Origin of the sequence: Ureibacillus endophyticus (genome assembly GCF_024159215.1) — a bacterium.
GTDB lineage: Bacteria > Bacillota > Bacilli > Bacillales_A > Planococcaceae > Ureibacillus > Ureibacillus endophyticus.
In genome coordinates this window covers 1954843-1980836 of the sequence record NZ_JAMYWW010000001.1, presented here as the reverse complement: position 1 = coordinate 1980836, position 25994 = coordinate 1954843, and the positions used below count along the sequence as shown (strand labels likewise).

Below are 25994 nucleotides of genomic sequence, written 5' to 3'. Positions count from 1 at the left end.
GGTGTATTCATAATGGGGTTATATATTAATAATGAGGAGCACCCAGAAGTGTTTAGAAATTCAAATAAACTTTTTGCACCGAATCAAGCTGAGTTTCGAAGGGATTCAATGGCAGAATTTTTAGAACAGCAATTGAAGTTAAGTGAAGAATTAAAGCAAACTGTTTCTCGTAATCTTAATACACAAGTACAGTGGAATTTACAGCAAACGAGACAGTGGGGACAACTACAACAACAACTCGAACAGCAAGCAATGAATATGTTAAATACTATCGAAAATCAAAATACAACTTTTCAAGAAGTTTGGAATAATGAGCAACAGAATCGACAAAATTTATTTCAAGAAGTAAACGGCATTACGCAAACCCAACAAACCTTATCTCAAGAAGTAACTGCAATTAGTCAATCGCAAGTGAACTTGACGCAAAATGTAGACACTATTAACCAATCCCAACAAAATCTCCTCCAAGAAGTCAATGGCATTACGCAATCCCAACAAAACTTGTTTCAAGAGGTCAATACGATAAGTCAATTGCATAATACTTTGCAAGAAAATGTAGAGACTATTAATCAATCCCAAGAAAATCTACTTCAAGAAGTAACGGGCATTACACAATCCCAACAAGACTTAATCCAAGAAGTAAGTACGATTAATGAATCACAAAATACATTGCAAGAAAATATTGATGCCATGAGCGAATCACAGCAAAATCTGATTCAAGAAGTAACGGGCATTACACAATCCCAACAAGACTTAATGCAAGAAGTCAATACGATTAATCAATCACAAAACAACTTGCAAGAAAATGTAAACATCATTAACCAGTTACAACAAAATCTATTCCGAGAAGTCAATGGCATCAATCAACAATTGGAACAAAGCTTAACCGGAGAAGTCAATGGCATTTCCTTTTCACAGCGAGAAGTGGTGACAAGGGTCGATGTAATTGCGGATGAACAGCATAGTATTGTTGATTTATTACATGAATTTGAAGTGTTGAACAATGCCATGCTAAAACGAATTGAAGAATTGGTAATGAATAATGATGTTATGCAAGGGAAATTAGATAAACAAATCGAAATAAACGAGCAACTGCTAGCAAAGATTGCTCAAATTGAACAATCCCAACAAACCGTTGTTGAGCATGTGGAAAATAACGGAGGGTTAATCGAAAAGATTGTCCGTCAAATGGAATACTTACGTTCCGTTATATTTGAACGTTCCAACTTCTTAGAAGAAAAAATCGGCAAGCTGTTCAATTCTCAAAATGGGAATACAGATGAAGATAAGAAGCCACGGTTGTGAACAACAACACGTGGCTTTCTTGTTTATAATTTAAATTTACTTGCAGCAATGGATAGTTCTGTACTTAAGCTGTTTAGTTCTTCCGATGCAAGGGCAACGGATTGAATAGCATGTAGTTGTTCGTCACTAGATGCACTCACTTCTTCACAAGCAGCGGCACTTGATTGCGCTGTGATGGTCATTTGTTGAATCGTAGCGACAACTCGATCTTTGTATTTAATAATGCCTTCAATTTCGGTTGATACATTTTTAAAGGTTTCTTCCATGTTGTTTACTAATTCCGTTAAATTGCCAAATAGGATACCGGTTTCTTCCACAACGACACCTTGATTTTGGAAAGTCGTTTGCATTTCACTCATTTGTGATGTCACCACTTGGGCTTCTGATTGAAGTTCTTGAATCGTCGTTTTTACTTGTTCCGTTGCGACTTTCGATTGTTCTGCTAATTTACGAACTTCTTCAGCTACTACCGCAAATCCTTTCCCATGTTCTCCCGCACGAGCAGCTTCAATACTCGCATTTAAAGCTAATAAATTCGTTTGAGAGGAGATTTCAGAAATTGTATTCATAACGGAACCAATTGCTTCTACTTTTACTTCTAATGTTTGAACAGCTTGCGCCATATTTAATAAATCTTGTTTTGATAGGTCAAAGGAGTCTAGCAAGTTCTCCATTTTTTCTTCCCCGATAATATTCAATTTACCAGCTTGGATTGTAATATCATGAAGGGCATTGGATTGTTGCTGCATGCCATTAATTCTATCTCCAAGTTTTACAGAGGATTCCATGACGGCATCGGCATTTTCAGATGAACTCGTTGCACCAATAGCAATGTCATTGACAGCCTTTGCCACTTCATTACTTGATGCACTTGTTTCTTCTGCTAATGCACTTAGTTGCTGTGAGCGTTCTTCTACATGGTTAGATGATTCTTGAACAATCGTAAGAATCGATTTCATTTGTTGCACCATGGCATTAAAGTAGTTGGCAAGTTGACCAATTTCATCTTTTGAATTGATATCAATTTGAACGGTTAAATCACCTTGCGCGACCTCTTCCATTAATTCACCGAGATGATGAATCGGTTTTAATGTTCTTGTAATTAAGAAATAAAGAATGACAAAGGTAATGATTAATATTGTAACGGCAATGAGAATTATAACTTGTACCATATCCCGCGCTAACCCTTGTACTTCTTTGACATCATATACAGCTCCCACGTACCAACCAAGGTCAGGAATTTTATTAAAGACGATTACGGATTCTTTTTCATCGATTTCGTCATTGAAATGATTCGTCGTCACCGTATCACTTAACATTTTATTGACATAGTTTAATGATTGTAAGTTTTCCCCGGATTGGGTAGGGTGCACTAAAGCTGTACCTTTCTCATCAACAATCAGTGGATAGCCATTATAACCAAGTTTTGTTGATGAAACCATTTCCGTTAATTGTTCTAATTGAATGTCGACACCAAGTACACCGATTACTTGATTACCATCTTTTACAGTAACAGAACCTGTGATGGCATAATGATTTGATACTGAGTCGATATATGGTTCAGACCAGACGAATTGACCTTCGTTATCAATCGCATTTTTATACCAATCTCGTGATTTAATGTCGATATCGTTTATCCCTTCAAAATGGGGTTCAATGATGGTATAGTCGCCCGTTGAAAAATAAATTCCTGAAGCGGCTTTGTAAATTGATAAGTAGTCTGCTAATCCAGCACGATAGATTCGATCTTGTGCATCGTTGTATGTAGAAGATTTTTTATAAAATTCTATTGTGTCAGGTGAATTTGCTAGTTTTAATAAACTATTTTCATATCCATTTAAGAATGTTGTAATGTTGTTGGATAATCCTGTTACAACCACTTCACTCGATTCAATGACACTTTCTTCAGACTTGGATGAAATTATGTATGAACTAATTGATGAAAGTAATCCTAGTCCAAGCACAATAATGACTAGTACAATGGCAATAATTCTCCATCGTATGGATGTTTTCAAGAATATTCCTCCTTAAATTTTCGATTAAATGCTAAATAGATTATAGGACCATTTAGAGGAATTTCTCTAAATAAAAATAATTTTTAATATTTGGTTGATTTGGAATTTTCAGTTTGAAATAAGACTTAGAAAAATTACCACAATCATTGAATTTATTCCGTTTTTTTGATACATTATAAGAAATATGGAATCAATGATGTGACCAAGTAAATAAGAATTGTGACACAGAAAATGTAGCAGTTGCTGAGAGCTATATCACCACTTCTTATTGAAACCTATCACGGAGATGCGAGCAAAAACTTGCCGAGTCGTTATCGTTACTAACGTAGGAGGGTAATATTTTTTATTACCGAACTAAGGTGGTACCACGTTTATTCGCACAGAGGCGTCCTTAATATGAGGGCTCTTTGTGCTTTTTATTTGGTTTTTATGTTTATTTTAGGAAAATGAATCCAAATAATAAGAAAGAATATCACGAGGCGAGCTCGAATCTACCGTTTAGAACGGATCCGTCAAGTTGTAATATATTTAGGAGGAAATTGAATGTCTCAACAAACAAATGATTTTTCAAAATGGTACATCGACACAATTCAAAAAGCTGATTTAATGGATTATACACCAGTACGTGGTTGTATCGCCTTTAAACCAGACGGCTATGAGTTATGGGAACACATCCAAGGCGAGATGGACCGTCGTTTTAAAGAAACTGGACACCGTAATGCGTACTTCCCAATGTTAATTCCTGAATCTTTCTTCCAAAAAGAAAAAGATCATATTGAAGGTTTCTCACCAGAACTTCCATGGGTAACAGAAGCAGCAGGGGAGAAATTAGAAGAACGCCTTGCATTACGTCCAACTTCTGAAACAATGATTGGTCATTTGTATTCAGACTGGATTAAAAGTTACCGCGACCTTCCAGTATTAATTAACCAATGGGCAAACGTTTTCCGTTGGGAGAAGAAAACTCTTCCATTCATCCGTACGTCTGAGTTTTTATGGCAAGAAGGGCATACAGCTCACGTTGATGAAGAAGATGCACGTAAAGAAACAATGCAAATGTTAAATATATACAAAGAAGTTGTTGAAGGATTCCTTGCAATTCCTGTTTATGATGGTCAAAAAACTCCATCTGAACGTTTCGCTGGTGCGGTTGATACGTATTCAATCGAAGCGATGATGAAAGACGGTAAAGCAGTGCAAGCCGGAACTTCTCACTACTTAGGTACAAAGTTTGCAGAAGCTTTTGATATTAAATATTTAAACAAAGAAAACAAACACGTTCACGTTCATACAACATCTTGGGGAACGTCAACTCGTTTAATCGGTTCTGTTATCATGGTACATGGTGATGAGCAAGGTCTTGTATTACCACCAAAAATCGCACCAACCCAAGTTGTATTAATCCCTGTTGGTCCATGGAAAAAGAACCCAGCAATCATTGAAAAATTAGACGAAATCTTTGCTGCATTAAAAGCAAAAGGCATTCGTGTACGTCTTGATGATTCTGATCAATCAACAGGATACAAATTCAATGAATGGGAATTAAAAGGTGTACCAGTACGCATTGAACTTGGACCACGTGACTTAGAAAACAACCAAGTATTATTAAAAGCTCGTGACGAACAAGATAAACAAACAGTAGCACTTGGTGAAGTTGTAGAAGCTATCGAAAAAGAACTTGAAGTGATGCAAACACGTCTTTACGACAAAGCAAAAGCGTTCCGTGATGCAAACTCTCATACACATATCGATTCATTAGCTCAATTACACGAACATTTAGCTACATCTGAACAAAACGGCACAATCCCTGGTTGGGTACTTGCTGGATGGTGTGGAGATGATGCATGTGAATCAAACGTGAAAGAAGAAACAAAATTCACAACACGTAACATTCCATTCAACCCACCAACGAAAAAACATACATGCATTAACTGTGGCAAAGAAGCACAACACACAGTTTGGTTCGGCCGCGCATATTAATTAATGAAACTGCTCTTGATTTCAATCAAGGGCAGTTTTTTATGAAGAAGAAAAAAGGAAAATTATGCTATGATAAAACAATAATTCCAATTATTGTATATTTTGGAGGTCGTATGTCTAGTTTAAAAGCAATGTTAGACAAAAAGAAGAAAGCAAGATTTGTCGGAAGAGAATATGAAGTGTCTGAATTTATGCAGGAATTATCCATGCATGACTTTGAAGACCATCGCATCTTTTCTTATTACGGAATTGGTGGTGTAGGGAAGACTGAATTTTCAAAGGAATTACAAAGAAGAATCAACCCGTTGTCAAAGTATCGTTTTACATCGATTAATTTTGAAATTAAGAAGCATCGCACAATGGAAGAAGCTCTAATTTTCATGAGACAAGAGCTAGGGAAAAAATATAAAATGCCATTTACGCTTTTTGATATCGCCTATGTCATCTATTTGAAAAATATCGATCCTAAAACGGTTATTAATGAAAAATCGATTCCATTTATCGAGGAAAGTTCGATTATTATGGAAATCATTTCTGCAACTTCAGGGGTTACGATGATTTCGATTCCAAAAATTATTGAACTTGTATACCGTAGAATGGACAAACTATTAAATGCGTCCCGAAGAGAGATGATTGAAGATTTTAAGAATATGGATAACATAGAACTATTCGAACTGTTGCCATATATTTTTGCTGAAGATATTCGTGCTTATATTGAAAAACATCACAGTCATTTTATCTTTTTCTTAGACGCGTATGAGGCTTTATGGGAAGAAAAAAGAGAGCATTATGATGTGGATCATTGGATTCGTATTCTTGTTGAAGCAATGCCATATTCTGTTTGGGTTATTACAGGGCGCGAACCCCTTGATTGGATTCAATATGAAGATGAATGGAAAGATCTAATTATTCCAATTCCATTAGATAACTTAAGTGATACAGAGACATTTCATTTATGTTCCTCACTGGGTGTAGGGGATTCTGAAATTCAACATGTTATTTATGAAAACTCTGGTGGACATCCATTTAGTATTACGTTAGCAATTGATTTATATAAACAAATCAAAGATTCCGGTCGAAAACCAGAAGTGAGTGACTTTATTGATCAAAAAACACCACAAAAATTAGTGAAGCGATTATTGTTATATATAACAAACTCTGAAAAACAATTATTAGAATACTTAGCTTTAGCAAATACATGGAATATCTCATTGTTTCATGCAGTCGTTTCGAATTTTAGAATTTTTATGAATGAAGAAAACCATCAGAATATCACACAATTTTCTTTCATTCGTGAAATAGGTGAAAATCAATGGGAGATGCACCAACTTATGCGTAAATGTTTAAAACATACGCAATCTGAAGAAAAACTGTCTAAAGGACATAATTTCTTACATATGTATTTTAAGAATCAATTACATAAAGATTTAATTTATTCTGACCCTAATTATGCTAGTTCTATATTACATGAAGCGTTCTATCACGGTTATCAATTAGTTGGAATGAAAGAATTTAATAAAAAAGAATTTATTGATTGGTTCCGTAAATTAGATGAAAAATTCTTAAATAGTGGAAAAAACTATTTAACTTTGCCAATGCTTGAAACGTTAATTGATGATTTGGAGAAGTCTAAAGATGAAATTAAATTGGAGTACTTACCGATTTTAATTTATGATTTAGCCTATGTTCATATGTGGGAATTACTTAACTATGATGAAGCTGAACGTTTGTTCAAAGAAGCACTACAATTACGATTAAATTACTACGGTGAAAACCATTTATATACTGCGAAATCTTATTATGGACTAGCCACTTTATATCATCGACAAGGTAAGAAGGACCGTTCAGAAGAGTTATACATTAAATCTCTGGATATCCGAGAAAGACTATGTGGGGAAGGGGATAATATAGCAGTTGCATTATCTGCAAATGGATTGGCAAAACTATATCAAGATAACGGTGATTATGAAAAAGCAGAAGAGCTCTATAAACGATCATTAGAAATTCGTTTAAGTCAAGTAAACATGAATTATGAAAAGATTGTTCTAGCGAAAAATAATCTAATCAGCTGTTATCAAGAGATGGGGAAATATGAGTTAGCAACAGAGTTAATTGATGAAGTGTTAACCATTATAAAAGAGCATCTATCTTCACAAAAGTTAGAATGGCATAAAGCACAAACATATTTAGCGATTTTAACAGCTAAAGATAAACATTTTGAGAAGGCAATCAGTATTTTAGATGAAGTAGAGGAATATTATAAAAATTATTACGGCGAAAACCATATAAGAGTTGGGGATATTTTGCATAATAAAGCACTGATTTATGCATTGAGAAATGAAACCATTCTTGCAATTGACTTTATGGAAAAAGCGATAGAGATTAAATCGAGAATAAACGGTTTGAATAAAGCCTTTGATAAACGAATTGGTTTTAAGAAATCTACAATAATGCTAGAATGTATAAAACTTAAGAAATTGGCGTATGAAGACTGCAAATTTGACTTTTAGGTGTGAATTAAATTTGAAAATTGTGAAGAAAAATTTTTATTTTATTGAACCATTAGAAGATTTAGATGAAGTACAGAAAATCATCGTTCATCACACATCTCGAACACAAATGAATGCTGAAGAATGTCATGAATTTCATCAAAAAGTTCGTGGGTGGAGTGGTATTGGCTATAATTTCTTTATAGAAAAAGATGGGACAATCGTTGAAGGACGAGGGTTTCACGTAGGTGCTCATGCATATGGGCATAATCGAAATTCAATCGGGATTTGTTTAACAGGAGACTTTGATATTGAACTTCCAACATCATCGCAATTTTCCTCGTTCCTTCAATTATGTCATCACATTATGAGATTGTATAATTTGGAGCCGCACCAAGTAATCGGTCATCGTGAACTTGATGGAGTAACGAAAAGTTGCCCTGGATTATTATTCAATGTTAATCAAATGCGTGATGATATAAAAGGTTATATCCATTCCTCAATATAGGTCTATGAGTGTCTCTTCATTAGAGGAGGCGCTTTTTTGTGGAGAAGAAAGGGGAAATTTTTCAAAAAATATTACCAAAATGAGAGTTTCTGGAAACGATATTGGTGTTATAATATTAGCGAATAGGTTGTTCAGGTTGATTTGAGAGGGGAATTTTTAATGAGTTTAGAGACAAAAACAGAAGTACATGAAACATTACAATGGTTCGTAAAACAAGCACCAACAATTAAACAACTGTTTACAGAAGATGTCGACATTTCCATTACAGATGGCGAAACAGTAATTGAACAACTATTATCGAAAGAAATTGCCGTTCAAAGTTCAAAAGGTAGAAAACTTGAGAGTCACGAACCAATTATGGAGGTCATTCGTACAAATAAAGTAAAAACTGTAAACGTTCCTGCAGAATTATACGGTGATCCGTTTCAAGCAATGATAGTACCAATTCACGGAGATCGCGGGGAAGTAATCGGGGCAATTGCGGTTAGTAAAAGTACAAAAAATCAATCAAAATTATTGCAGGTTGCGGAGCACTTTGCAGCTTCTTCTGAAGAGATATCGGCTTCTACTGAACAATTAGCGGAATCCGCTAGTGAATTTAGTACATATATCAAACATTTAACAGAAGCCCAAAGTGAAATGAGCATGCAAGTTGAGAATACAACGAAAATATTAGAAATGATTAACTCTGTTGCAAAAAATACGAGAATCTTAGGTTTCAACGCAGGTATTGAAGCTGCTCGTTCAGGTGAATACGGAAGAGGATTTAGTGTTGTTGCAAAAGAGATTACAAAATTAGCAGACCAAAGTGCAGATTCTGTTAACGAAATTCGCAATTTACTCGACCAATTAAAAGTGAAAGTAAGTCAAGTTGCGACAATCGTTAAAGAAACATTAGAAATTGCGGACAATCAAACTTCAAGTATTAATGAAATTTCGCAAACGATTCAGCATTTAACGGACTTTGCAGAAGAAATTGAAGACATGGCTAAAAAATTATAAAACTGTGAGAAGAGAAATCTTGGGTGGGATTTCTCTTCTTTTTTATTACATTGCTACGTAAATTGATGGTGAGCTAACGAATCGAAATAAAACACCTTGCCTCAAAAGAGACAAGGTGTTTTCATTTTACTTTTGGTTATTTTTTTGGAATTCAACCATGAAGTTTGCAAGTGCTTGACAAGCTTCGAATGGTACTGCGTTGTAAGTAGATGCACGGCAACCACCAACTGAACGGTGACCGTTTAGTCCAACGAATCCAGCTTCTTTTGCTTCAGCAAGGAATTTTTTCTCTAACTCTTCATCAGCAACGCGGAATGTGATGTTCATTAATGAACGAGATTCAGGTGTTGCATGACCGTAATAGAAGCCGTTACTGTTATCGATAGCATCGTAAATTACTTTTGCTTTTTCTTCGTTTTGTTTTTCGATAGCTTCTAATCCGCCTTTATTTTCAACCCATTTTAAAACTTCACCTAACATATAAATACCAAACGTTGGAGGAGTGTTGTATAAAGAGTTTGCATCAGCATGCGTTGTATATTTTAACATTGTCGGAATGTTAGTGTTCGCTTTTTCAAGTAAGTCTTTACGGATAATGACTACAGTCACACCAGATGGACCTAGGTTCTTTTGTGCACCAGCATAGATAATACCGAATTTACTTACATCCACTGGTCTAGATAAAATATCACTAGACATATCGGCAACTAATGTCACTTCACCTGTAGTAGGGAACTCTTTCCATTGTGTACCGTAAATTGTGTTGTTTGAAGTGATGTGTACATATGCATCAGTATCGTTAAATTTGATTTCTTCAAGAGAAGGAATATTACGATAGTTATTTTCTTTTGTTGAAGCAGCTTGAGCAGTTTGTCCAAAAAGTTTAGCTTCTTTTAAAGCTTTTTCAGACCAAGAACCAGTTAACACGTAGCTAGCAGTTGTTTCTGGTGTTAAGAAGTTCATTGGAATCATTGTGAATTGAAGGCTAGCTCCACCTTGTAGGAACAATACTTCATAGTTATCTGGAATCGCAAATAAAGCTTTTAAGCGAGCAACTGCATCGTTATGTACAGCTTCATAATCTTTACTACGGTGGCTCATTTCCATTAAAGCCATACCAGTATTATTAAAATTCACTAATTCTTGTTGTGCCTTTTCTAAAACTTCTAATGGTAAAGCAGATGGACCTGCATTAAAGTTATAGGCACGTTTTGTTGTTGTACTCAAATCGAACACTCCTTGAAGATGTAATATAGATTGATTATATACCCTTTTCTACCATTTCGCTCGTAAAAATTTAAAAAATGATGAATTATTTGATATTTCGATTTTATTTTTACTTTTTTCGGGAGAAATTGATACAATTTTAGATAATAAGAATCTATTATCACGAATGATTAAAACTATTATAACTCAATTGTTCGTATTTTGGTTTCATTTTTTTAAGTGGATAGTAAATTTTTAATGGTTGTTCGTTTTTTAAAGAAAAATGAAATTGGGGGTAACTTATTTGGATATGATCATAGCGTTTATTTTTTATGTAATTCCCGCACTATTTATAATCTGGTTTATGGTAAGTATTGTTTCAGCACAGAGGGAACGGAATGCCATTTTGCGAGAAATCGTAGAAAAATTAGATGCTAAAAATAATGACTAAGGGGAATGTTTATGTGTTTAATTAACGTTCATTACAATCTACATCCAAAATATCCATTCATACTTGTAGCTAATCGTGATGAAGCCTATTCACGTCCAACAAAAGCCGCGCATTTTTGGGATGATCAACCGTCTATATTAGCTGGGCGTGATTTATTGCAAATGGGGACATGGCTAGGAATCGCAAAAAATGGGCGATTTGCAGCGGTGACAAATTTCCGCGATCCAAAAGAAGGGGCAAAACCGAAATCGAGGGGAGAAATCGTCACGAACTTTTTAACAGGTAGTGAGGATATAGGTGCGTTTATTGAAAATCTAAGAGCAAATCGATCATTATATGGTGGATATAATGTATTGCTTTGGGACGGAGGGGAATTTGTTCACTATAATAATCGCTTAGATGAAGTGAATACGATCCAACCGGGCACTCATAGCCTGAGTAATTGCTCGTTAAATACACCTTGGCCGAAAGTGGAGAAAGCTAAGTCGAAGTTGGAAGAGTACGTTTCGCAAAACACTGATATTAATGTTGAAGATTTATTTAGGATTGTGGCAGATTCTGAAATCGCAGAAGACCACCTGTTACCGGATACAGGGGTGGGACTAGAACTGGAACGTCGACTTTCTGCGATGTTTATCAAAATGCCGAACTATGGAACAAGGAATTCGACTGTTGTATTAGTGGATAATGAAAATAAAGTCACGTTTGTTGAGCGAACATTTCGTGATGGGGAATTTCAATTTGATACGAGATTTGAATTTGTGATTGAGGGGGAGTAGGGGTATTTAGTGATGGTGAGCGCGCGGGGAATTGGATTTGGAACTGGGTTTTTAGTTGGGCAACTGCGATGAAGGACAAAACTTCGGTGAAATTGGTAAGAAATGGACTTCATAAGCTTGATGAAGGACAAAACGAGGCTGGAATTGGCGAGAAATGGTCTTCATAAGCTTGCTGAAGGACAAAACGAGGCTGGAATTGGCGAGAAATGGTCTTCATAAGCCTGATGAAGGACAAAACTCAGTTAAAATTGGTAAGAAGTGGTCTTCATAAGCTTGATGAAGGACAAAACTCAGTTAAAATTGGCAAGAAATGGTCTTCATATGCCTGATGAAGGACAAAACATCGATGAAAACAGCGAGAATTGTCTTCATAAGCCAGGTGAAGAAAAAAACCCGGCTGGAATTGGGAAGAACGACCTTCAAAGCGTTCATGTTAGCAAAACTTAGATGAGAAGAGCATTAAAATGGTATTCATAAGGCTCATGAAGACGAAACTCAGTAGAAAATAGCGTTAAAACGGTATTCATCGAATAAATAAAAGCGAAGTTCTAAGCTAATTTTTCTTCTAGCAAACTCCCATACTTTCCATATTTTTTGTTATATTCATTTATCTATATTTCGAGTAAGATTCTCGAGTAAGATAAATTATATGGAAAGGTGTTAAACCATTTGAAATTAGTACGTATTTTATTCATTCTAATACTTTCGTTCGGAATTTTTTCCGTCTCTCCTGCGTTTGCCGCAGACAAATCCATCGACCAATATTTTATGGAAGATGTTTATGAAGATCATGAGGCGTACAATCAGCTTGAACGCTTTTTGTATACTGATATTATTGAAGGTTATGAGGAAACAGAAGTTTATGAAGAAGATGGAGAAATCTATGAATATACTTCGATTCTTGTAAAGCCTGGTAATACGATTACGCGTGCGCAATTTACAAAAATTTTAGTAAACGCCATGAATTTAAAACCCGGTGACATTACAAAATCATTCCCAGACGTAAAATCAAGTGATTGGTATTATGATTATGTACAAACTGCCACTAGCAATGGGATTATTATTGGTAAACCTGATGGCAAATTTAAACCAAATGAGAAAATTACCCGTGCTCAAATGGCTTCAATGATCTACCGTGCTTTTGAACCAACCGTTGATTTCTCGGCACCAATGAAAACGTTCAAAGATGTAACAACGAAAAACTCTGCACATGAAGCAATTGCCAAAGCTGCAGGAGTTGGCATCATAAAAGGGTATGGTACAGAATTTAAGCCAAATGATTTTGCGAAGCGTTCACAAGCTGTATTAATGATTGACCGTGCATTGCATTTAGAACTTGGTACAGCTGAAGACGAATCAGTCGTTACTCAAGTTGTGAACAGTAATATTACGGAAGAGTTTTTATTAACGGATCAACAAGATATTAATGGGTTAAAAACGTTATATCGTAAAACAACAATGGGTTACTATCTAGCACTTTCACTTGATACGCTGACACTACAAGAAGATTCTGAGGAATTTGAAGGTACTATTACAGCAAAACAAGTAGGTGAACATACAAGCACAGTGACTACACTCAATAAACGTTTTGCTGAAGTGAAAATCGATAATCTTAAAGTTCAAGTTGTGATGACAGCACCAGATATGAATTTTGACATGACAGTTGATATGTCAGGAACAGCATATCTAAAGAAAACTGCAGATGATACGTGGAAAATCTATAACATTGTTTATGATGAAGATTATGAGGACGTACTAAGCGCAGCAGTATTGGAAAATGAGTAATTCAACAATCCCTACAAAAACGTGGGGATTTTTTAGTATCCTTTAAACTTTGTGTGGTACCATTTCTTTATTAAATAATTGGGGGATGGGTATGGAACAGAACGTTTTTGAAGAAATGGCAAAACGATATGACACAAAAGATAGAATCGCTTTAGCGAATGTGATTGCAGAGGAAGTTAGAGCGGAATTACAAAATTGCGGGTCCAAATCTTTCATCGATTATGGAAGTGGTACAGGTCTTGTTAGTTTACAAATATCAGATCTGGTTGAATCAGTATTGTTAGTTGATTCATCAAAACAAATGCTAGATGTGGCTCAAGGGAAAATTTCGCGCAGGGGAATATCCAATGCAAAGGTACTTTATTCAGATTTTACGCAAGAAACACCGGAATTAAAGGCAGATATTATATTAATGTCCCTTGTCCTACTGCACATTCCTAATACGAAAATCATTTTACAACAATTGTTTCACATCCTAAATGAGGGTGGACAGCTCATCATCGTGGATTTTGATAAGAATGAAAAAATAAACCATCCCAAAGTGCACAATGGATTTGCCCATGATGAACTAAAAAGTATCTTAGTAGAGGTTGGATTTCATTCAATTCAAATAAAGACATTTTTCCATGGTCAAAACATTTTTATGAACCAAGATGCATCTATGTTTATCTCTACTAGTAAAAAATGAAACATAAACCTAAATTTTTCGTATATGTATTGAGGTGGTTCGGATGAATGGTACAAAGAATGAAAAGAAGACTTCAAATAATCTTATAATCTATGGGTTTTTAGGTGCTTCAATTGGAGCCGTTATTGGCTTAGTTGCCTATGTGAAAGATTGGTTGTAGTAAGGAACTGAATAGAACAGAGGAACCTACTATTAAACTACGGTTCTTTTTATTTTTTCAAAAAGCAAATAAAAAATAAACATTTGTCATACGTCAAAAATGAGCATTTGCATTTATTAGTAACAGGAGGTAGTTATTAAGGAAGAAACGAAAGCACTCATTATTCGAAATAATAAACTTTACAAAAACTAAACTTTTGTCCCCTACCCCCTTCAGAAAGAATCATAAATTAACAATGTATTCAAAGAGAGGAGGTTTTATGTATGGGTTACTGTGGAAATGACTATGGATATGGTCAAGGGAATGGTTTTGCTTTACTAGTAGTACTATTCATTCTTTTAATTATCATTGGTGCTTACTATAACTTCAATGGTGGCGGAAAATACTGTTAATGTTTAAAAGGGGCATCCATTTCGGGGAAACTCGGAATGGATGCATTTAAATTTTATGAGAAGTCTTCATAGAATTTTCTGTCATGTAGTAAGAAAAACTAAGTCATTTGTCCCTGTTCTTTATAGTGAAAAAACATAAATTGTAATATCTCGTATAAAGGGGGAGTAAATCATGTATTGTAATTCACATGGTGGCTATTCTAAAGGACACAACACTGATTTTGTATTAATTGTCGTATTATTCATTCTACTAATTATCGTTGGTGCACATTACTTTAAGTAATATTTAAAAAATGCCTCGGAAGTAGTGATACTTCCGGGGCATTTTGTATTTAAATAGCTTTTTAGTACTACATTATATTTGGCAAAATTAAAATAAAATAGTAATAGGTACAAATAAAAGAAAAAGGGGTTTCGATAATGGATCAAGAAACCGAAAAGCGAATAGCCCGTTTAGAGGAAGAAGTACGTGCGCTTCGTTTTGAACTGAATGAGCTAAGGCAGAACAAACAGGTCATCGAAAATGGAACGAGTGAAAACCATTTAGTAAAACTGAATAAGGCTGCTGCTCAAGAACGGGGGGATAAGCAGGAATCACCCAAAACCATTTTAAAACCAGTAGTACAAGAGAAACCAGAAACGCCTCCGAAAAAGTCTCGTAGTTTTGAGGAAATGGTTGTTTGGGCATTACCAAAAATCTTTATGCTCATTCTTGTCCTAGGTGTTTTATGGGGATTAAAGCTGATCAGTGATTATGGATTATTCTCCAATACGATTAAAATTATTTTGGCATACTTCCTTTCCATTGGATTAATCGTGATAGCTACATTAATTGAAAAAAGGAAACAGGATAGCTCACAAGTGTTGACCGTTGTGTTATACGGTGGATCGTTTATGATTGGAAGTCTGACGACAGCTGCAGGGGCCATCTTGTATGAAGTAATCGGGTTATATGTTGCGTTATTCATAGCGATACTTTATATTGCGTACGGAATTATCATATCTTACTTCAAGAAAAATGAAGTGTTATCAGTGTTTATTATTTTCACTTCATTATTGCTACCTTATTTACTGGAGTACATGGAATTTAATAATGTCATAATTCTTTTATACGTATTACTCTTATTTGGTGCAATGCAATGGGTATTTATCAAACATCGTCAAAGAGTGGCGCTATATGTGGCCTATTTCTTTTCCATCATTGCACTACAAATCATTTATAGTTTGAATGAACAAGGGGAAGTTTACTATTTTATTAGTTATGTCATCTTAAATGCGGTATTACTTGCGGTTTGGTTGAAGACTTTTGAAGCGGGTAAATTCAGAGCATTACATGAAGGAATGTTGTTTAGTTTAAGTGGGCTGACACTTTTATTGATTCACTTTATTCCAGAGTATTCTTTTATTGCATTTATTGTATTAGCCATTATTTATGGTAGTTTCGCGTTTTACATCCATAAGCGGGGAGAAAAACGAATTGTCGATGTGGTTGGAACACTGGCTTTATTGGCATTTTTCAACATGTTACTTGCGTTAGAGCTATCACCGGAACTAGGTAATATCCTCTTACCACTATCTACGTTTATAGGAATTATGTTAGCGGTACGACTCGGTGCGATGCTAATGAAAATTACGTATAGTCTATTATTTATGATATTGATTCTAGGACATATTCTAATTAATGATGTAGAACCATTTTGGAGTGTCGAACATTTAAATTATCTATTAATCTTAATTTATTTAGTTGTGATATTTGCTTATATAAAAGGGAAATCAATTGGGAAAAGTGCTATCACTTTTGTTGATGATTTCTACCCAATAATTATCGTACTATATTTCTTTATTTATATTGTGAAATTCGATGGTACTTATTTTTCAGAATATGGGTTCCCGTATTTTTCATGTTTAGTATTAGTTATTGTGATGCTTGGATCGTTTTTCCTTCCAGAACGAATCGTTGGACGGATTTTACGATACGTTCTCATTGTTACGTTTGGAATCGTTACGTTAAATCTTCTTCCAACCCATTATGTTGATGGGATGGAGATGTGGTTGAATCTAATCGTTCGAATCGTTTATGCGTGTGTCATTATCGGTATTCTGTCAGATGTTTATGAGGAAGGCTATTTATATAACAAGTGGATACGAGGATTAAAAATTAATATTGATGGGTTACTAATGCTTGGAATCCTTGGCACCATGTTTGTGATTTATGGTGTGTTGAACCAACTCATTTACGACGGATATATTGATTACATCGCTATTGTTGCAACGAAAACGATTTTATTGTTTGTTACGGCAACGATCTCACTTTGGATGAGTACAAAGCGTAAATTAAAAATTGTTCGCGTGTTTGGGTATACCATACTTGGCGTTGCAATTTGTAAATTAATCTTTATCGATTTAGGAAATTTAAGTTTGTTAGTACGGGCATTACTGTTTATCGCAGTTGGCGGAATTGGATTATTGTTATCGAATCAATTGTTAAAATCGAAAAAATAAATTTTTTGGAAGCCGCTGATTAGTTTGCGGCTTTTTATTTTTTGACTGAAACTTTTTTACTGTTTAATTCGTATGTTTTTATATAGACCGAATGTGTGAATTATGTATAAGATGAAGATAACAATATTTAGAAATAGAATGAACGGAGGATTTTCATGTCTGATATAAAAAATCCATTATTCGATGATTTAGATGCAAAAAAAACTGAACCAATGAGTACAACATTAGAACCAGTTCCTCAACCTGTACAACTTGTATCCCAAGAGGAAATGTCACAAATAAAAAAACGTCAATTAATGTTAAAAGAAGAGCCACAAGTACAAGCGTTGGCAGAAAAAATTGACCATAAAAATCAAATTGCTGTTCTGGAATTTGGGAAGGAAACGGCAACTGCGATATCCAAGTTTTCAGATCGCATGTTGGCTTCCATTAAGTCTAGTAAGCTGGAAAAATCGAGTGAACTGATTAACCATTTGAATAAAATTATGGACCGCTTTGACCCACAAGATTTCAAAGAAGAGAAAAAGGGCGGCTTTTTGAAAAAGTTGTTCAATAAAGGGAAAGAGCAACTGGAACGGATTTTATCCAAATACGACACGATGAATAAAGAAGTAGATGTGATCTATAACGAAATCACAAAATATGAGTTGGAAATGAAGAAAAATACAATGGAATTAGAGCAAATGTATGAGCAAAACTTAAACTATTTCCAAAGTTTAAGTGAGCATGTGGCTGCCATTGAAGTAAAGTTAGATCAACTGCGACCTCAAATTCCTATTTTAGATCAAAGAGCGAATGAAGGCGATCAAGAGGCGATTATGGAGCTAGAATCGTTGAACCGTACAATCGAGTTGTTAGAACAACGCCGCTATGATTTAGAAATGGCTCAACAAGTTTCGTTCCAAGCAGCCCCACAAATTCGTATGATTCAACAAGGGAACAACCATTTAATTGGGAAGATTAATTCTGCCTTTGTGACAACGATTCCGATTTTCAAACAAGGGCTAATCCATGCGGTGACAATTCAACGCCAAAAATTAGTGGCAGATTCAATGAATGAACTAGATAAACGGACGAATGAAATGCTCATTCGTAATGCGGAAAATATCCGTCAAAACAGCGTAAACATTGCACGCTCAGCTGGAAACCCGAGCATAAAAATTGAAACAATAGAAAAAACATGGCAAACCATCATGTCTGGAATTCAAGAAACAAAACAAATCCAAGTCGAAACCATCCGCAACCGTGAAGAAGGAAGAAAACGTATTGAAGCATTGCAGTTAGAATACGAAAAACTAAAACGAGTTTAATAAGAAAAGCGGAGCGCGTTCGTTCAGCCGTGAAAGAAACTGGCCGAGAAAAACGCCACATCACGTGGCATTGTCGGCACTTGTACATCCTTGTACTGCGGAGACTTCCGACAAGCGTGTTTACACGCGTAGGAGGAAGTTGAAGTGACCGAAAGAGCTAGCGTTCGCAGCTAGACAAAAGAAAAGCGGAGCGCGTTCGTTCAGCTCCGACAACAACTGGAAGAATCGGCAAAAGGGCGCTTTATGCCCTTGAAGACGATTCTGAAGTTGACGAGGAGCTAACGCGCGGAGCTAGACAAAAGAAAAGCGGAGCGCGTTCGTTTAGCTCCGACAACAACTGGAATAATCGGCAAAAGGGCGCTTTTTGTCCTTGAAGACTATTCTGAAGTTGTCGAGGAGCTAACCCGATCCTTATATAACAAAAAAACTACCTACCGTCAAAAACGGTAGGTAATTTTTTTATTACCACCCTCTTCTTCTACGACAAGGGCGGCAACCGCAACCATGCCCATGACCCATAGGACCTTGACTCATAGGGCTAACTTGGCTCATAGGACCTTGACCCATTGGGGATACATTGCCTCGATTGTTGCTTTGAGTTTGAATATATTCATTCTCAACAGATTGTGTTTGTGGGAAGTAGTGTTGGTTATGAATATAATGACGATTAACTGTACGAGTGTGAGTAGGATGAACGTGAGGCACCACTGTATGGAATACGTTTGTTTTAACTACTTCTTGAGTAGGTGATACGCGTGCTGGTGCAACTTGTGTTGGATGTACGTTTGGTGGACAGTAGATAGGCTTTCTGCTACCGCAACCGCAATTTTTTCTGCGCATAATTTCTCCTCCTTAGTTAATATTTGTTGCATTAATAAAATATGAAATAAATAATAGTAGAGTTAGTTGGTTTACCTATTATTAGAAAGATTGTGAGGAAAATCGGTCTAATTACTAAATAAAAGGTAGATGCCTATTGAGTAATTCATAATTTTTTATTTTCTAGCAATAATCACAAGTAGAGTGAATTACCCAAAAATCGCCAAAAAAGTATATAATATTCTGGATTTCATGATTTTTTACTAAATCTTTTTTTCTCCCTTGCTAATTCCGAGTGAATCAGTTAGTATTAAAACATACTAAATCTATAAGAATTCAAAACATTGGGAAGTGATTGGTTTGCCAAATTTATTGTTAAAAACAAGTCAATATTTAGAAACTGTTAATAAACAACCATCAATCCATACTATGACACCAGAAGAAGTACGTGATTTACGAGCATCAAGTTTAGTAAAAGATGATCAAAATACAGTTGAAATTGCGAATATAAAAGATGAATACATTGAAGTACGTGATGGAAGCAAAATAAAAATACGAATTTATACACCAGTTGGAGAAGGTCCTTTTCCTGTCATCATTTATTATCACGGGGGAGGATGGGTAATCAATAGCATTGAAACAAGTGATCGCTCTTGCAAACAATTAGCAGCTATTACGAAATCCGTTGTTGTATCTGTTGATTATCGACTTGCTCCTGAATTTAAATATCCAACTCCAGTTCATGATGCCTATGATGCATTTTTATGGACTGTTGAAAATGCAAAATTAATTAATGGAATAAAACATCAAATTTCCGTGATGGGAGATAGCGCCGGTGCGAATCTTGCTACTGTTGTAACACTCGTGGCGAAAGATTTACAAGGTCCAGCGATTGCTTCACAAATTTTACTATATCCAGTGACGGATTTAGGCTATGATACAGCTTCATACCAAGAATTTGCAGAAGGATTTGGACTTGAACGAAAAGATATGCAATGGTTTGGGAAATATTATTTAAATAACAAAGAAGAAAAAGAACATCCTTATGTAGCACCATTAAAAGCAAGGGATGTGACAGGTCTTCCTTCAGCAATGATTATTGTGGCTGAAAATGATGTGTTACGTGATGAAGGGATTGCATATGGGGAAAAATTAAAAAATGCCAATGTACCAGTCAATCAATTAGTTGCGAAGGGTCTTGTTCATAGTTTCTTTACGAAAAATGAAGTCTTTTCGGAAGAAATTGAGAAAACAATTGTTGCAGTCAATTCATTTTTAAAGGAAACGTTGCAGCCAACTAAAATTGCAGGTTAAAATTTTTTATGATAATTTTTGAGGTGACATCATGGGAACAACAATACTAGACATTCAAAAAAGCTTTGAGGAAATGCCGTTTTTCAAATATATCGGCTTTGATATCATCGCATTTGAAGAAGATCGAGTTATTTTAAAGCTTGATATACGTGAAGACTTTCTAAACAGCAATGATACTTTACATGGTGGAATCTATGCTTCCATGATTGACCAAGTGCTTGCAATGTTTATTCGGGCAAAAACGCAGGCTAGCTGTGCAACGATTAACTTAAATATTAACTATTTAGCTCCAATTTCTGCTGGGACAGTTTACGCAACAGGGCGAATTGTCCAACTTGGCTACCGCATTACACAAGCAGAAGGAGAAATTTATACTGGTGATGGCAAGGTCCTTGCAAAAGGTATCGGCAGTTTTAAAATCATTCGAGACAAAACGAGCATGTAATATAGAAAGCCTAACCTTAGGAGGATAGTGCATGAAGTGGATCATCTCCATCCTTTTTCTTGTTCTGTATGCAGCGGTGACATTTTTTGGTTTAGGTCCGGTGTTATTTGCTGATGGGTCGGATGCAGAACGAATGATAACATTGGTAGTTGTCATTATTATTTACATCGTTTTAACTCTGCTCCTTATTTGGATACGAAAAAAATATAGAACATAAAAAATCGGTAATCACCATATGATTACCGGTTTTTTCATTTTTTTACAATTTACATCTTGCTATTTATATCGTCTGTTGATATATTATATATATCAATAGACGATATATCGTTAGTCATTATATTATACGTCGATATAAAAATGGGGTGAATTTTCATGAAACAAGAGCTTGCACCGTTAACAGAAGGCGTTTATTATATTTTGCTTTCTTTATATGAACCACGACACGGTTACGGCATGATTCAATTTACGGAAGAAATGACGAATGGTCGCGTGAAATTAGGAGCTGGTACCATTTATGGGGCAATTAAAACCTTGCTCGATCGTGGATGGATTAAAGCCTTTGAAGAAGATGGGCGGAAAAAGGAATATATCATTACAGAACAAGGCAAAGAAGTAATTGAATACGAAATTTTAAGATTAAGGGAACTTTTTGACAATGGTATCCGTATAACAGGGGGTAGTGAAAAATGAATGAAAAGTGTTCAAGATTTCGTTTCTTTTTAGATTATGAAAAAGAGGAAAAATGGGTAAATGAAATGGCAAAAGAAGGATGGCACTTAACGGATTTTAATATTGGCTATTATAAATTTGAAAAAGGTGCACCAGGGCAATACATTTACCGTAATGAGATGGTAAGTAGTTTAGGAGCAAAAGGGCAAGTTAAAGATTACCTCGAATTTTTGCAACAATCAGGTGTGGAACTTGTGAAAACTCGTGGAATGTGGGCGTATTTCAGAAAAGCAACTGCAGATGGTCCATTTGAGCTTTATAGTGATACATCATCAAAATTAGCGTATATGAAACGCATCTTTTTATGGTTCTTCTTTTTCTTCCTATTAAATTTCTATTTTACCATTTCAAATATTGGAGAAGAATCTGTTTTCCGAGTGATTCTTGGCAGTTTAAACCTCTTAGCAGCCATTTTACTTTTCATCCCATTAGTAAAAGTAGGAAAGAAAATAGGTCAATTGAAAAAGAATTTAGATCTATTTAATGATTAGAAGGGAGAAGGGCTATGACATTATCATTGCAACATGTGGTGAAGAAATATAAAGATTTCACAGCCGTAAATGACTTGAATTTCACCATTGGCAAAGGGGAAATATTTGGATTGATTGGTCAAAATGGTGCGGGAAAAACGACCACTTTCCGAATGATTTTAGATTTACAAGACCAAACTTCAGGAACAATTACGTGGGATGGAGTTCCGATTAAAAAGGTGAACCGTGATTGGCTTGGCTATTTACCAGAAGAGCGCGGGATATTTCCACAAATGAAAGTAGAAGAACAACTATTTTTCTTTGGTCAGCTTCGCGGCATGAATCGTTCTGAATTGAAAAAGGAAATAGATTTCTGGATTCAACGTTTTGACTTAGAGGAAAAACGAAATGCAAAGGCTGAAACGTTATCAAAAGGGAATCAGCAAAAGGTTCAATTAATTGCAAGTTTCATCCACAAACCAAAGTTTTTAATTTTAGACGAACCATTTAGTGGGCTTGACCCTGTGAATCGTGATTTATTAAAAAATGCGATTTTGTTGTTAAAAGAAAAGGGTATGACAATTCTATTTTCCAGTCACCAAATGGATAATGTAGAAGAATTATGTGACCATCTATGTTTATTAAAGCGCGGGGTATCACTATTCTCCGGAAGTTTGCTAGATTTGAAAAAACAATATGGGAAGACGAAATTGACGATTCGCACGGAGCTACCTGTAGAAGAATTTTCTAGATTGTCAGGGATAAAAGAGATTAAAAGAGAACGAGATGAAGTGGTTATTACGTTGGTCGATGAATCCTATGCAAAACCAATATTCGACTTTGTTTCAAATGGGAATTATATTGAGAAATTTAGTTTAGATTATTTATCCCTCGATGAAATCTTTAAAGATAAGGTAGGTGGGGATCTTGCGTAAATTTTCGATACTATTAAAACAACTCTATTTCCAAAAAATACGCTCCAAAACATTTATTCTGATGACCTTATTGTACATAGGGATAATTACGGTGGTAATGTTTTGGTCTGACATTAAAGCAATTTTTGTGGATGAGGAAGCAATTGAAGTGGCAATCGTCAATGAAACAGCCGTTGATTTGGAACCGATTTTTGCATCCAGTGAAGATGTAAATTATTCATTCCCAAATAGCGAAATGGTAGCATTATATGAACAGCTGAAAGAAGAAAAACTAGATGCTGTTATCCATGTGACAGAAGAAAATAACAATTTGAGCGCAGATATTGCAACGTATACGCCACTGAAATTAAATGATCAATCTGCTATTTCATCCCTTCTTCAATATGCTGGGAAAATTTACGGCATTGGTCAACTGAATTTAACGGCGCAAGAAGCAGACCAAATTTTAAATTCTGAACCAATTATTACAATGACGAATTTAAATGAAGAGGTAGCTGATGGAAAAAGTGAAGATCAAAAAGAAGCGGGCATGTTTGCTTCTTATGTAGCGGGGATTGTAATTTATTTCTTCATCATGGCCTTTTTATCTATGATTACAACGGATGTAGCAAACGAAAAAGGCTCTCGTGCATTAGAGATGTTACTGGTAAGTGTAAAACCAAGTACCCATTTACAATCGAAAATCTTTGGCGTGTTCTTAGTAGCACTAACTCAAATAGGTATTATAATCGCAGTATTATTTGCTTACCTTGGATTTACGGATAGCGGGGAAAAGCTTGAGTTTGTTCAATCAACCATTAATGAACTTTCCTTTGGGTTTGTATTATATATTTTAGGGTTCTTGTTCCTAACAATTTTCTTATATCTCATTATTGGGGCATTGTTCGGTTCCCTTGTTTCCAAACCGGAAGAAGCTTCTCAAGTAATGACACCAGCTATCATGATTCCGTTAATCGGCTTTTATGTAATGCTTTCAGGAATGGGCAACCCAGACACATTATTAATTAAAGTGTTCTCTTACATTCCGTTAACATCAGGAATGGTCATGCCGATGCGTATTGGAGCTACCGACATTTCACCAATCGAGCCGATCCTATCAATTGTCGTACTGATTACTACGGTTGTAGTTGTGTACATGTTAAGCCTTTCATTCTACAAACGAAGCGTATTAACGTATAGTAGTGGTGGCATTATCCAAAAAATTAAAACGGTATTAAAAGTAACAACGTAAAACATTAGATTGTAGACAAATTCTAGAAGATAGAGTTTGTTTGCAATCTTTTTCATTCAAAGGGAAGTAGGCTGGGATAAAAGAAAATAGTAAAAAAACGGGTCCTTTGTCAAATGTTGGGGTAAGACATGAGAGAACAAGAAAATCTATTTGTACGGTAACTTTCCTGCCATCTATTTCTTCCGAAGCGTAGCGAGTAAGGAATAGATGGCAGGTCGCGGCTCGCTTCGCTCTCTTATCCAACATGCAACCCTATTTTTTTATACATGTGACCTAATAAAATTTTTGCTTTAAAGTGCTCATATTTGTGGAATCCATAAGCATTTCGCTTGAGCACTTTTGTTTTATTATTAATTCCTTCTAAAAAGCCATTTGAATAATCAAATACAAAACTGTTCAAGATTTCTATTTGCCAGTTTTTTAGTGTTTGGATACGTTTTTTAAATGAAGGGATACTTGCTTCTTCTACCTTGCGGTAAAATGCTTCTAACCCCTCTTTAATCTTCTGAATATTGTTTTCTTCTTTCGCTTGTGTAAACCACTGTTTATACGCTTCTTTTAATTCATATGCCTTTTTCAATTCAGGTGATAAACTTAGATAGCGATTTAAATACCAACGCTCATCATCTGATAGTTTGGCAGAATTTTTATGTAAAACAAATCGCATTCGCTTACACTTTTTACGATCATAGGCATGCATTTCTTTTTGAACTTTTCTTCGGACATCATCCAGAGCCCAATGAATATAACGACAATAATGGAATCGATCCGCTACAATAATTGGTTTGGCCAAGGCTTGATGGACCGCTGCTTTAAAGCTACCATTCATATCCATCACTACGATTTCCACATCTTGTCCGTATTTTTGGAGGTATGTTTTTATCGTTTGGAGTCGGCGATTTGGCAGAATATCAATGGGTTCATGTGTTTCCGCATTCGCTATAATAAGCTGATATTTTCCGGCATCTGTATCTGCCTTATATTCGTCAATGGCAATCGCCTTTGGTAAACGGAATCCTTCTGGTAACGCTGCTTTTGCTTGTTTGATAAATCTTCGAATGATTGTTGAAATAGATGTACCAAGTGTCATTGCCGCATCTTTAAAAGTTTTTGATTGAACAGATTGAATAATCATCGCTTGATTCACTTCTTTAGAAAAACGTTGATAACGCTCGACAAATGGAGCTTTTTCGGCAAAACGCTTCCCGCAAGTGCATCGATAACGGCGACATCTATACATCAATTTTGTTAAACGTCCCCAAAACGATAGATGCCCAATTTTCCGTGTTCGATAATCATGTACTTTTGACGTTTTTTCACCACATGTTGGACAACTATGTTCTTTTAGAGGCATCGAAACATAGACTAAAATACGATTTTCTTGTTCGATGATATCCTCAATATTTACACCTTTTAATCCTGGTAATTCCATGTTAAAATTCATACTGCACAACTCACTTTTTTCTACTTGTTTCTAGT

25 protein-coding genes and 1 other annotated feature are annotated in these 25994 nt (G+C 35.4%); of the genes, 21 read left to right on the top strand and 4 right to left on the bottom strand.

Features of this window, described 5'->3' with window-relative positions:
- The first annotated feature begins 12 nt into the window (after nucleotides 1-12).
- Nucleotides 13-1305, top strand: a complete 1293-nt coding sequence (locus NKR20_RS09630) for a hypothetical protein (protein ID WP_121214981.1) — start codon at nucleotides 13-15, stop codon at nucleotides 1303-1305.
- 23 nt (nucleotides 1306-1328) lie between these two features.
- Here the strand turns inward: NKR20_RS09630 and NKR20_RS09625 are convergent, their stop codons facing one another.
- The gene (locus NKR20_RS09625) at nucleotides 1329-3320 is read right to left on the bottom strand and encodes a methyl-accepting chemotaxis protein (protein WP_121214980.1); all 1992 of its coding nucleotides are present in this window, start codon (nucleotides 3318-3320) and stop codon (nucleotides 1329-1331) included.
- A gap of 184 nt (nucleotides 3321-3504) precedes the next feature.
- Nucleotides 3505-3716: a binding site (T-box leader), on the top strand.
- Between the two features lie 147 nt (nucleotides 3717-3863).
- Here NKR20_RS09625 and proS point away from each other — a divergent pair.
- The 4 genes from proS (at nucleotide 3864) to NKR20_RS09605 (ending at nucleotide 9299) form a co-directional block, all read left to right on the top strand.
- Nucleotides 3864-5300 carry a proline--tRNA ligase gene (gene proS / locus NKR20_RS09620; protein WP_253425989.1) on the top strand — a complete coding sequence of 479 codons (1437 nt, stop codon included), beginning with the start codon at nucleotides 3864-3866 and terminating at the stop codon, nucleotides 5298-5300.
- A 41-nt stretch (nucleotides 5301-5341) separates the two neighbouring features.
- Complete coding sequence (locus tag NKR20_RS09615; protein WP_253425986.1) at nucleotides 5342-7810, top strand: tetratricopeptide repeat protein; 2469 nt, start codon at nucleotides 5342-5344, stop codon at nucleotides 7808-7810.
- 13 nt (nucleotides 7811-7823) lie between these two features.
- Nucleotides 7824-8297, top strand: coding sequence for a peptidoglycan recognition protein family protein (locus tag NKR20_RS09610; RefSeq protein WP_253425983.1), 474 nt, complete (start codon nucleotides 7824-7826; stop codon nucleotides 8295-8297).
- Between the two features lie 159 nt (nucleotides 8298-8456).
- On the top strand, nucleotides 8457-9299 hold the full coding sequence (locus NKR20_RS09605; RefSeq protein WP_121214976.1) for a methyl-accepting chemotaxis protein: 843 nt from the start codon (nucleotides 8457-8459) through the stop codon (nucleotides 9297-9299).
- Nucleotides 9300-9425: 126 nt separating this feature from the next.
- On the opposite strand, the gene serC is transcribed toward NKR20_RS09605, so the two are convergent.
- Nucleotides 9426-10526, bottom strand: coding sequence for a 3-phosphoserine/phosphohydroxythreonine transaminase (gene serC, locus NKR20_RS09600; protein ID WP_253425980.1), 1101 nt, complete (start codon nucleotides 10524-10526; stop codon nucleotides 9426-9428).
- Nucleotides 10527-10809: 283 nt separating this feature from the next.
- Between serC and NKR20_RS09595 the strand changes: the two genes are divergently transcribed.
- The 9 genes from NKR20_RS09595 (at nucleotide 10810) to NKR20_RS09555 (ending at nucleotide 18572) form a co-directional block, all read left to right on the top strand.
- Complete coding sequence (locus tag NKR20_RS09595) at nucleotides 10810-10956, top strand: hypothetical protein (RefSeq protein WP_170148435.1); 147 nt, start codon at nucleotides 10810-10812, stop codon at nucleotides 10954-10956.
- An 11-nt stretch (nucleotides 10957-10967) separates the two neighbouring features.
- A complete protein-coding gene (locus tag NKR20_RS09590) occupies nucleotides 10968-11735 on the top strand; it encodes an NRDE family protein (protein ID WP_253425977.1) in 768 nt (255 codons plus the stop codon).
- A 276-nt stretch (nucleotides 11736-12011) separates the two neighbouring features.
- On the top strand, nucleotides 12012-12182 hold the full coding sequence (locus NKR20_RS09585; RefSeq protein ID WP_253425974.1) for a hypothetical protein: 171 nt from the start codon (nucleotides 12012-12014) through the stop codon (nucleotides 12180-12182).
- 222 nt (nucleotides 12183-12404) lie between these two features.
- Complete coding sequence (locus NKR20_RS09580) at nucleotides 12405-13520, top strand: S-layer homology domain-containing protein (protein WP_253425971.1); 1116 nt, start codon at nucleotides 12405-12407, stop codon at nucleotides 13518-13520.
- A gap of 91 nt (nucleotides 13521-13611) precedes the next feature.
- On the top strand, nucleotides 13612-14208 hold the full coding sequence (locus NKR20_RS09575; RefSeq protein ID WP_253425968.1) for a class I SAM-dependent methyltransferase: 597 nt from the start codon (nucleotides 13612-13614) through the stop codon (nucleotides 14206-14208).
- 423 nt (nucleotides 14209-14631) lie between these two features.
- Nucleotides 14632-14760, top strand: coding sequence for a YjcZ family sporulation protein (locus tag NKR20_RS09570; protein ID WP_121214970.1), 129 nt, complete (start codon nucleotides 14632-14634; stop codon nucleotides 14758-14760).
- Between the two features lie 172 nt (nucleotides 14761-14932).
- The gene (locus NKR20_RS09565) at nucleotides 14933-15043 is read left to right on the top strand and encodes a YjcZ family sporulation protein (protein WP_121214969.1); all 111 of its coding nucleotides are present in this window, start codon (nucleotides 14933-14935) and stop codon (nucleotides 15041-15043) included.
- 137 nt (nucleotides 15044-15180) lie between these two features.
- On the top strand, nucleotides 15181-17262 hold the full coding sequence (locus NKR20_RS09560; protein ID WP_253425965.1) for a DUF2339 domain-containing protein: 2082 nt from the start codon (nucleotides 15181-15183) through the stop codon (nucleotides 17260-17262).
- Between the two features lie 155 nt (nucleotides 17263-17417).
- Entirely contained in the window at nucleotides 17418-18572 is a 1155-nt protein-coding gene (locus NKR20_RS09555) for a toxic anion resistance protein (protein ID WP_121214967.1), read from the top strand.
- A gap of 462 nt (nucleotides 18573-19034) precedes the next feature.
- Here the strand turns inward: NKR20_RS09555 and NKR20_RS09550 are convergent, their stop codons facing one another.
- Nucleotides 19035-19412 (bottom strand): CotD family spore coat protein, encoded by a 378-nt coding sequence (locus NKR20_RS09550; protein WP_121214966.1) that lies wholly within the window; start codon nucleotides 19410-19412, stop codon nucleotides 19035-19037.
- A gap of 339 nt (nucleotides 19413-19751) precedes the next feature.
- Between NKR20_RS09550 and NKR20_RS09545 the strand changes: the two genes are divergently transcribed.
- From NKR20_RS09545 to NKR20_RS09515, 7 genes are all read left to right on the top strand, one after another.
- Complete coding sequence (locus NKR20_RS09545) at nucleotides 19752-20705, top strand: alpha/beta hydrolase (protein ID WP_253425962.1); 954 nt, start codon at nucleotides 19752-19754, stop codon at nucleotides 20703-20705.
- 31 nt (nucleotides 20706-20736) lie between these two features.
- The gene (locus NKR20_RS09540; protein WP_121214964.1) at nucleotides 20737-21150 is read left to right on the top strand and encodes a PaaI family thioesterase; all 414 of its coding nucleotides are present in this window, start codon (nucleotides 20737-20739) and stop codon (nucleotides 21148-21150) included.
- Between the two features lie 31 nt (nucleotides 21151-21181).
- Nucleotides 21182-21367: a DUF6954 family protein gene (locus NKR20_RS09535; protein WP_253425959.1), complete on the top strand. Its 186-nt coding sequence runs from the start codon at nucleotides 21182-21184 to the stop codon at nucleotides 21365-21367.
- 155 nt (nucleotides 21368-21522) lie between these two features.
- A complete protein-coding gene (locus NKR20_RS09530; RefSeq protein WP_121214962.1) occupies nucleotides 21523-21840 on the top strand; it encodes a PadR family transcriptional regulator in 318 nt (105 codons plus the stop codon).
- Nucleotides 21837-22370 (top strand): DUF2812 domain-containing protein, encoded by a 534-nt coding sequence (locus tag NKR20_RS09525; protein WP_253425956.1) that lies wholly within the window; start codon nucleotides 21837-21839, stop codon nucleotides 22368-22370. The genes NKR20_RS09530 and NKR20_RS09525 overlap by 4 nt, the downstream gene beginning before the upstream one ends.
- A gap of 14 nt (nucleotides 22371-22384) precedes the next feature.
- On the top strand, nucleotides 22385-23284 hold the full coding sequence (locus NKR20_RS09520; protein ID WP_253425954.1) for an ABC transporter ATP-binding protein: 900 nt from the start codon (nucleotides 22385-22387) through the stop codon (nucleotides 23282-23284).
- Nucleotides 23268-24515: an ABC transporter permease gene (locus tag NKR20_RS09515; protein WP_366519714.1), complete on the top strand. Its 1248-nt coding sequence runs from the start codon at nucleotides 23268-23270 to the stop codon at nucleotides 24513-24515. The genes NKR20_RS09520 and NKR20_RS09515 overlap by 17 nt, the downstream gene beginning before the upstream one ends.
- A 235-nt stretch (nucleotides 24516-24750) precedes the next feature.
- Here NKR20_RS09515 and NKR20_RS09510 read toward each other — a convergent pair whose 3' ends face one another.
- On the bottom strand, nucleotides 24751-25959 hold the full coding sequence (locus tag NKR20_RS09510; protein WP_121215853.1) for an ISL3 family transposase: 1209 nt from the start codon (nucleotides 25957-25959) through the stop codon (nucleotides 24751-24753).
- Nucleotides 25960-25994: the final 35 nt, after the last annotated feature.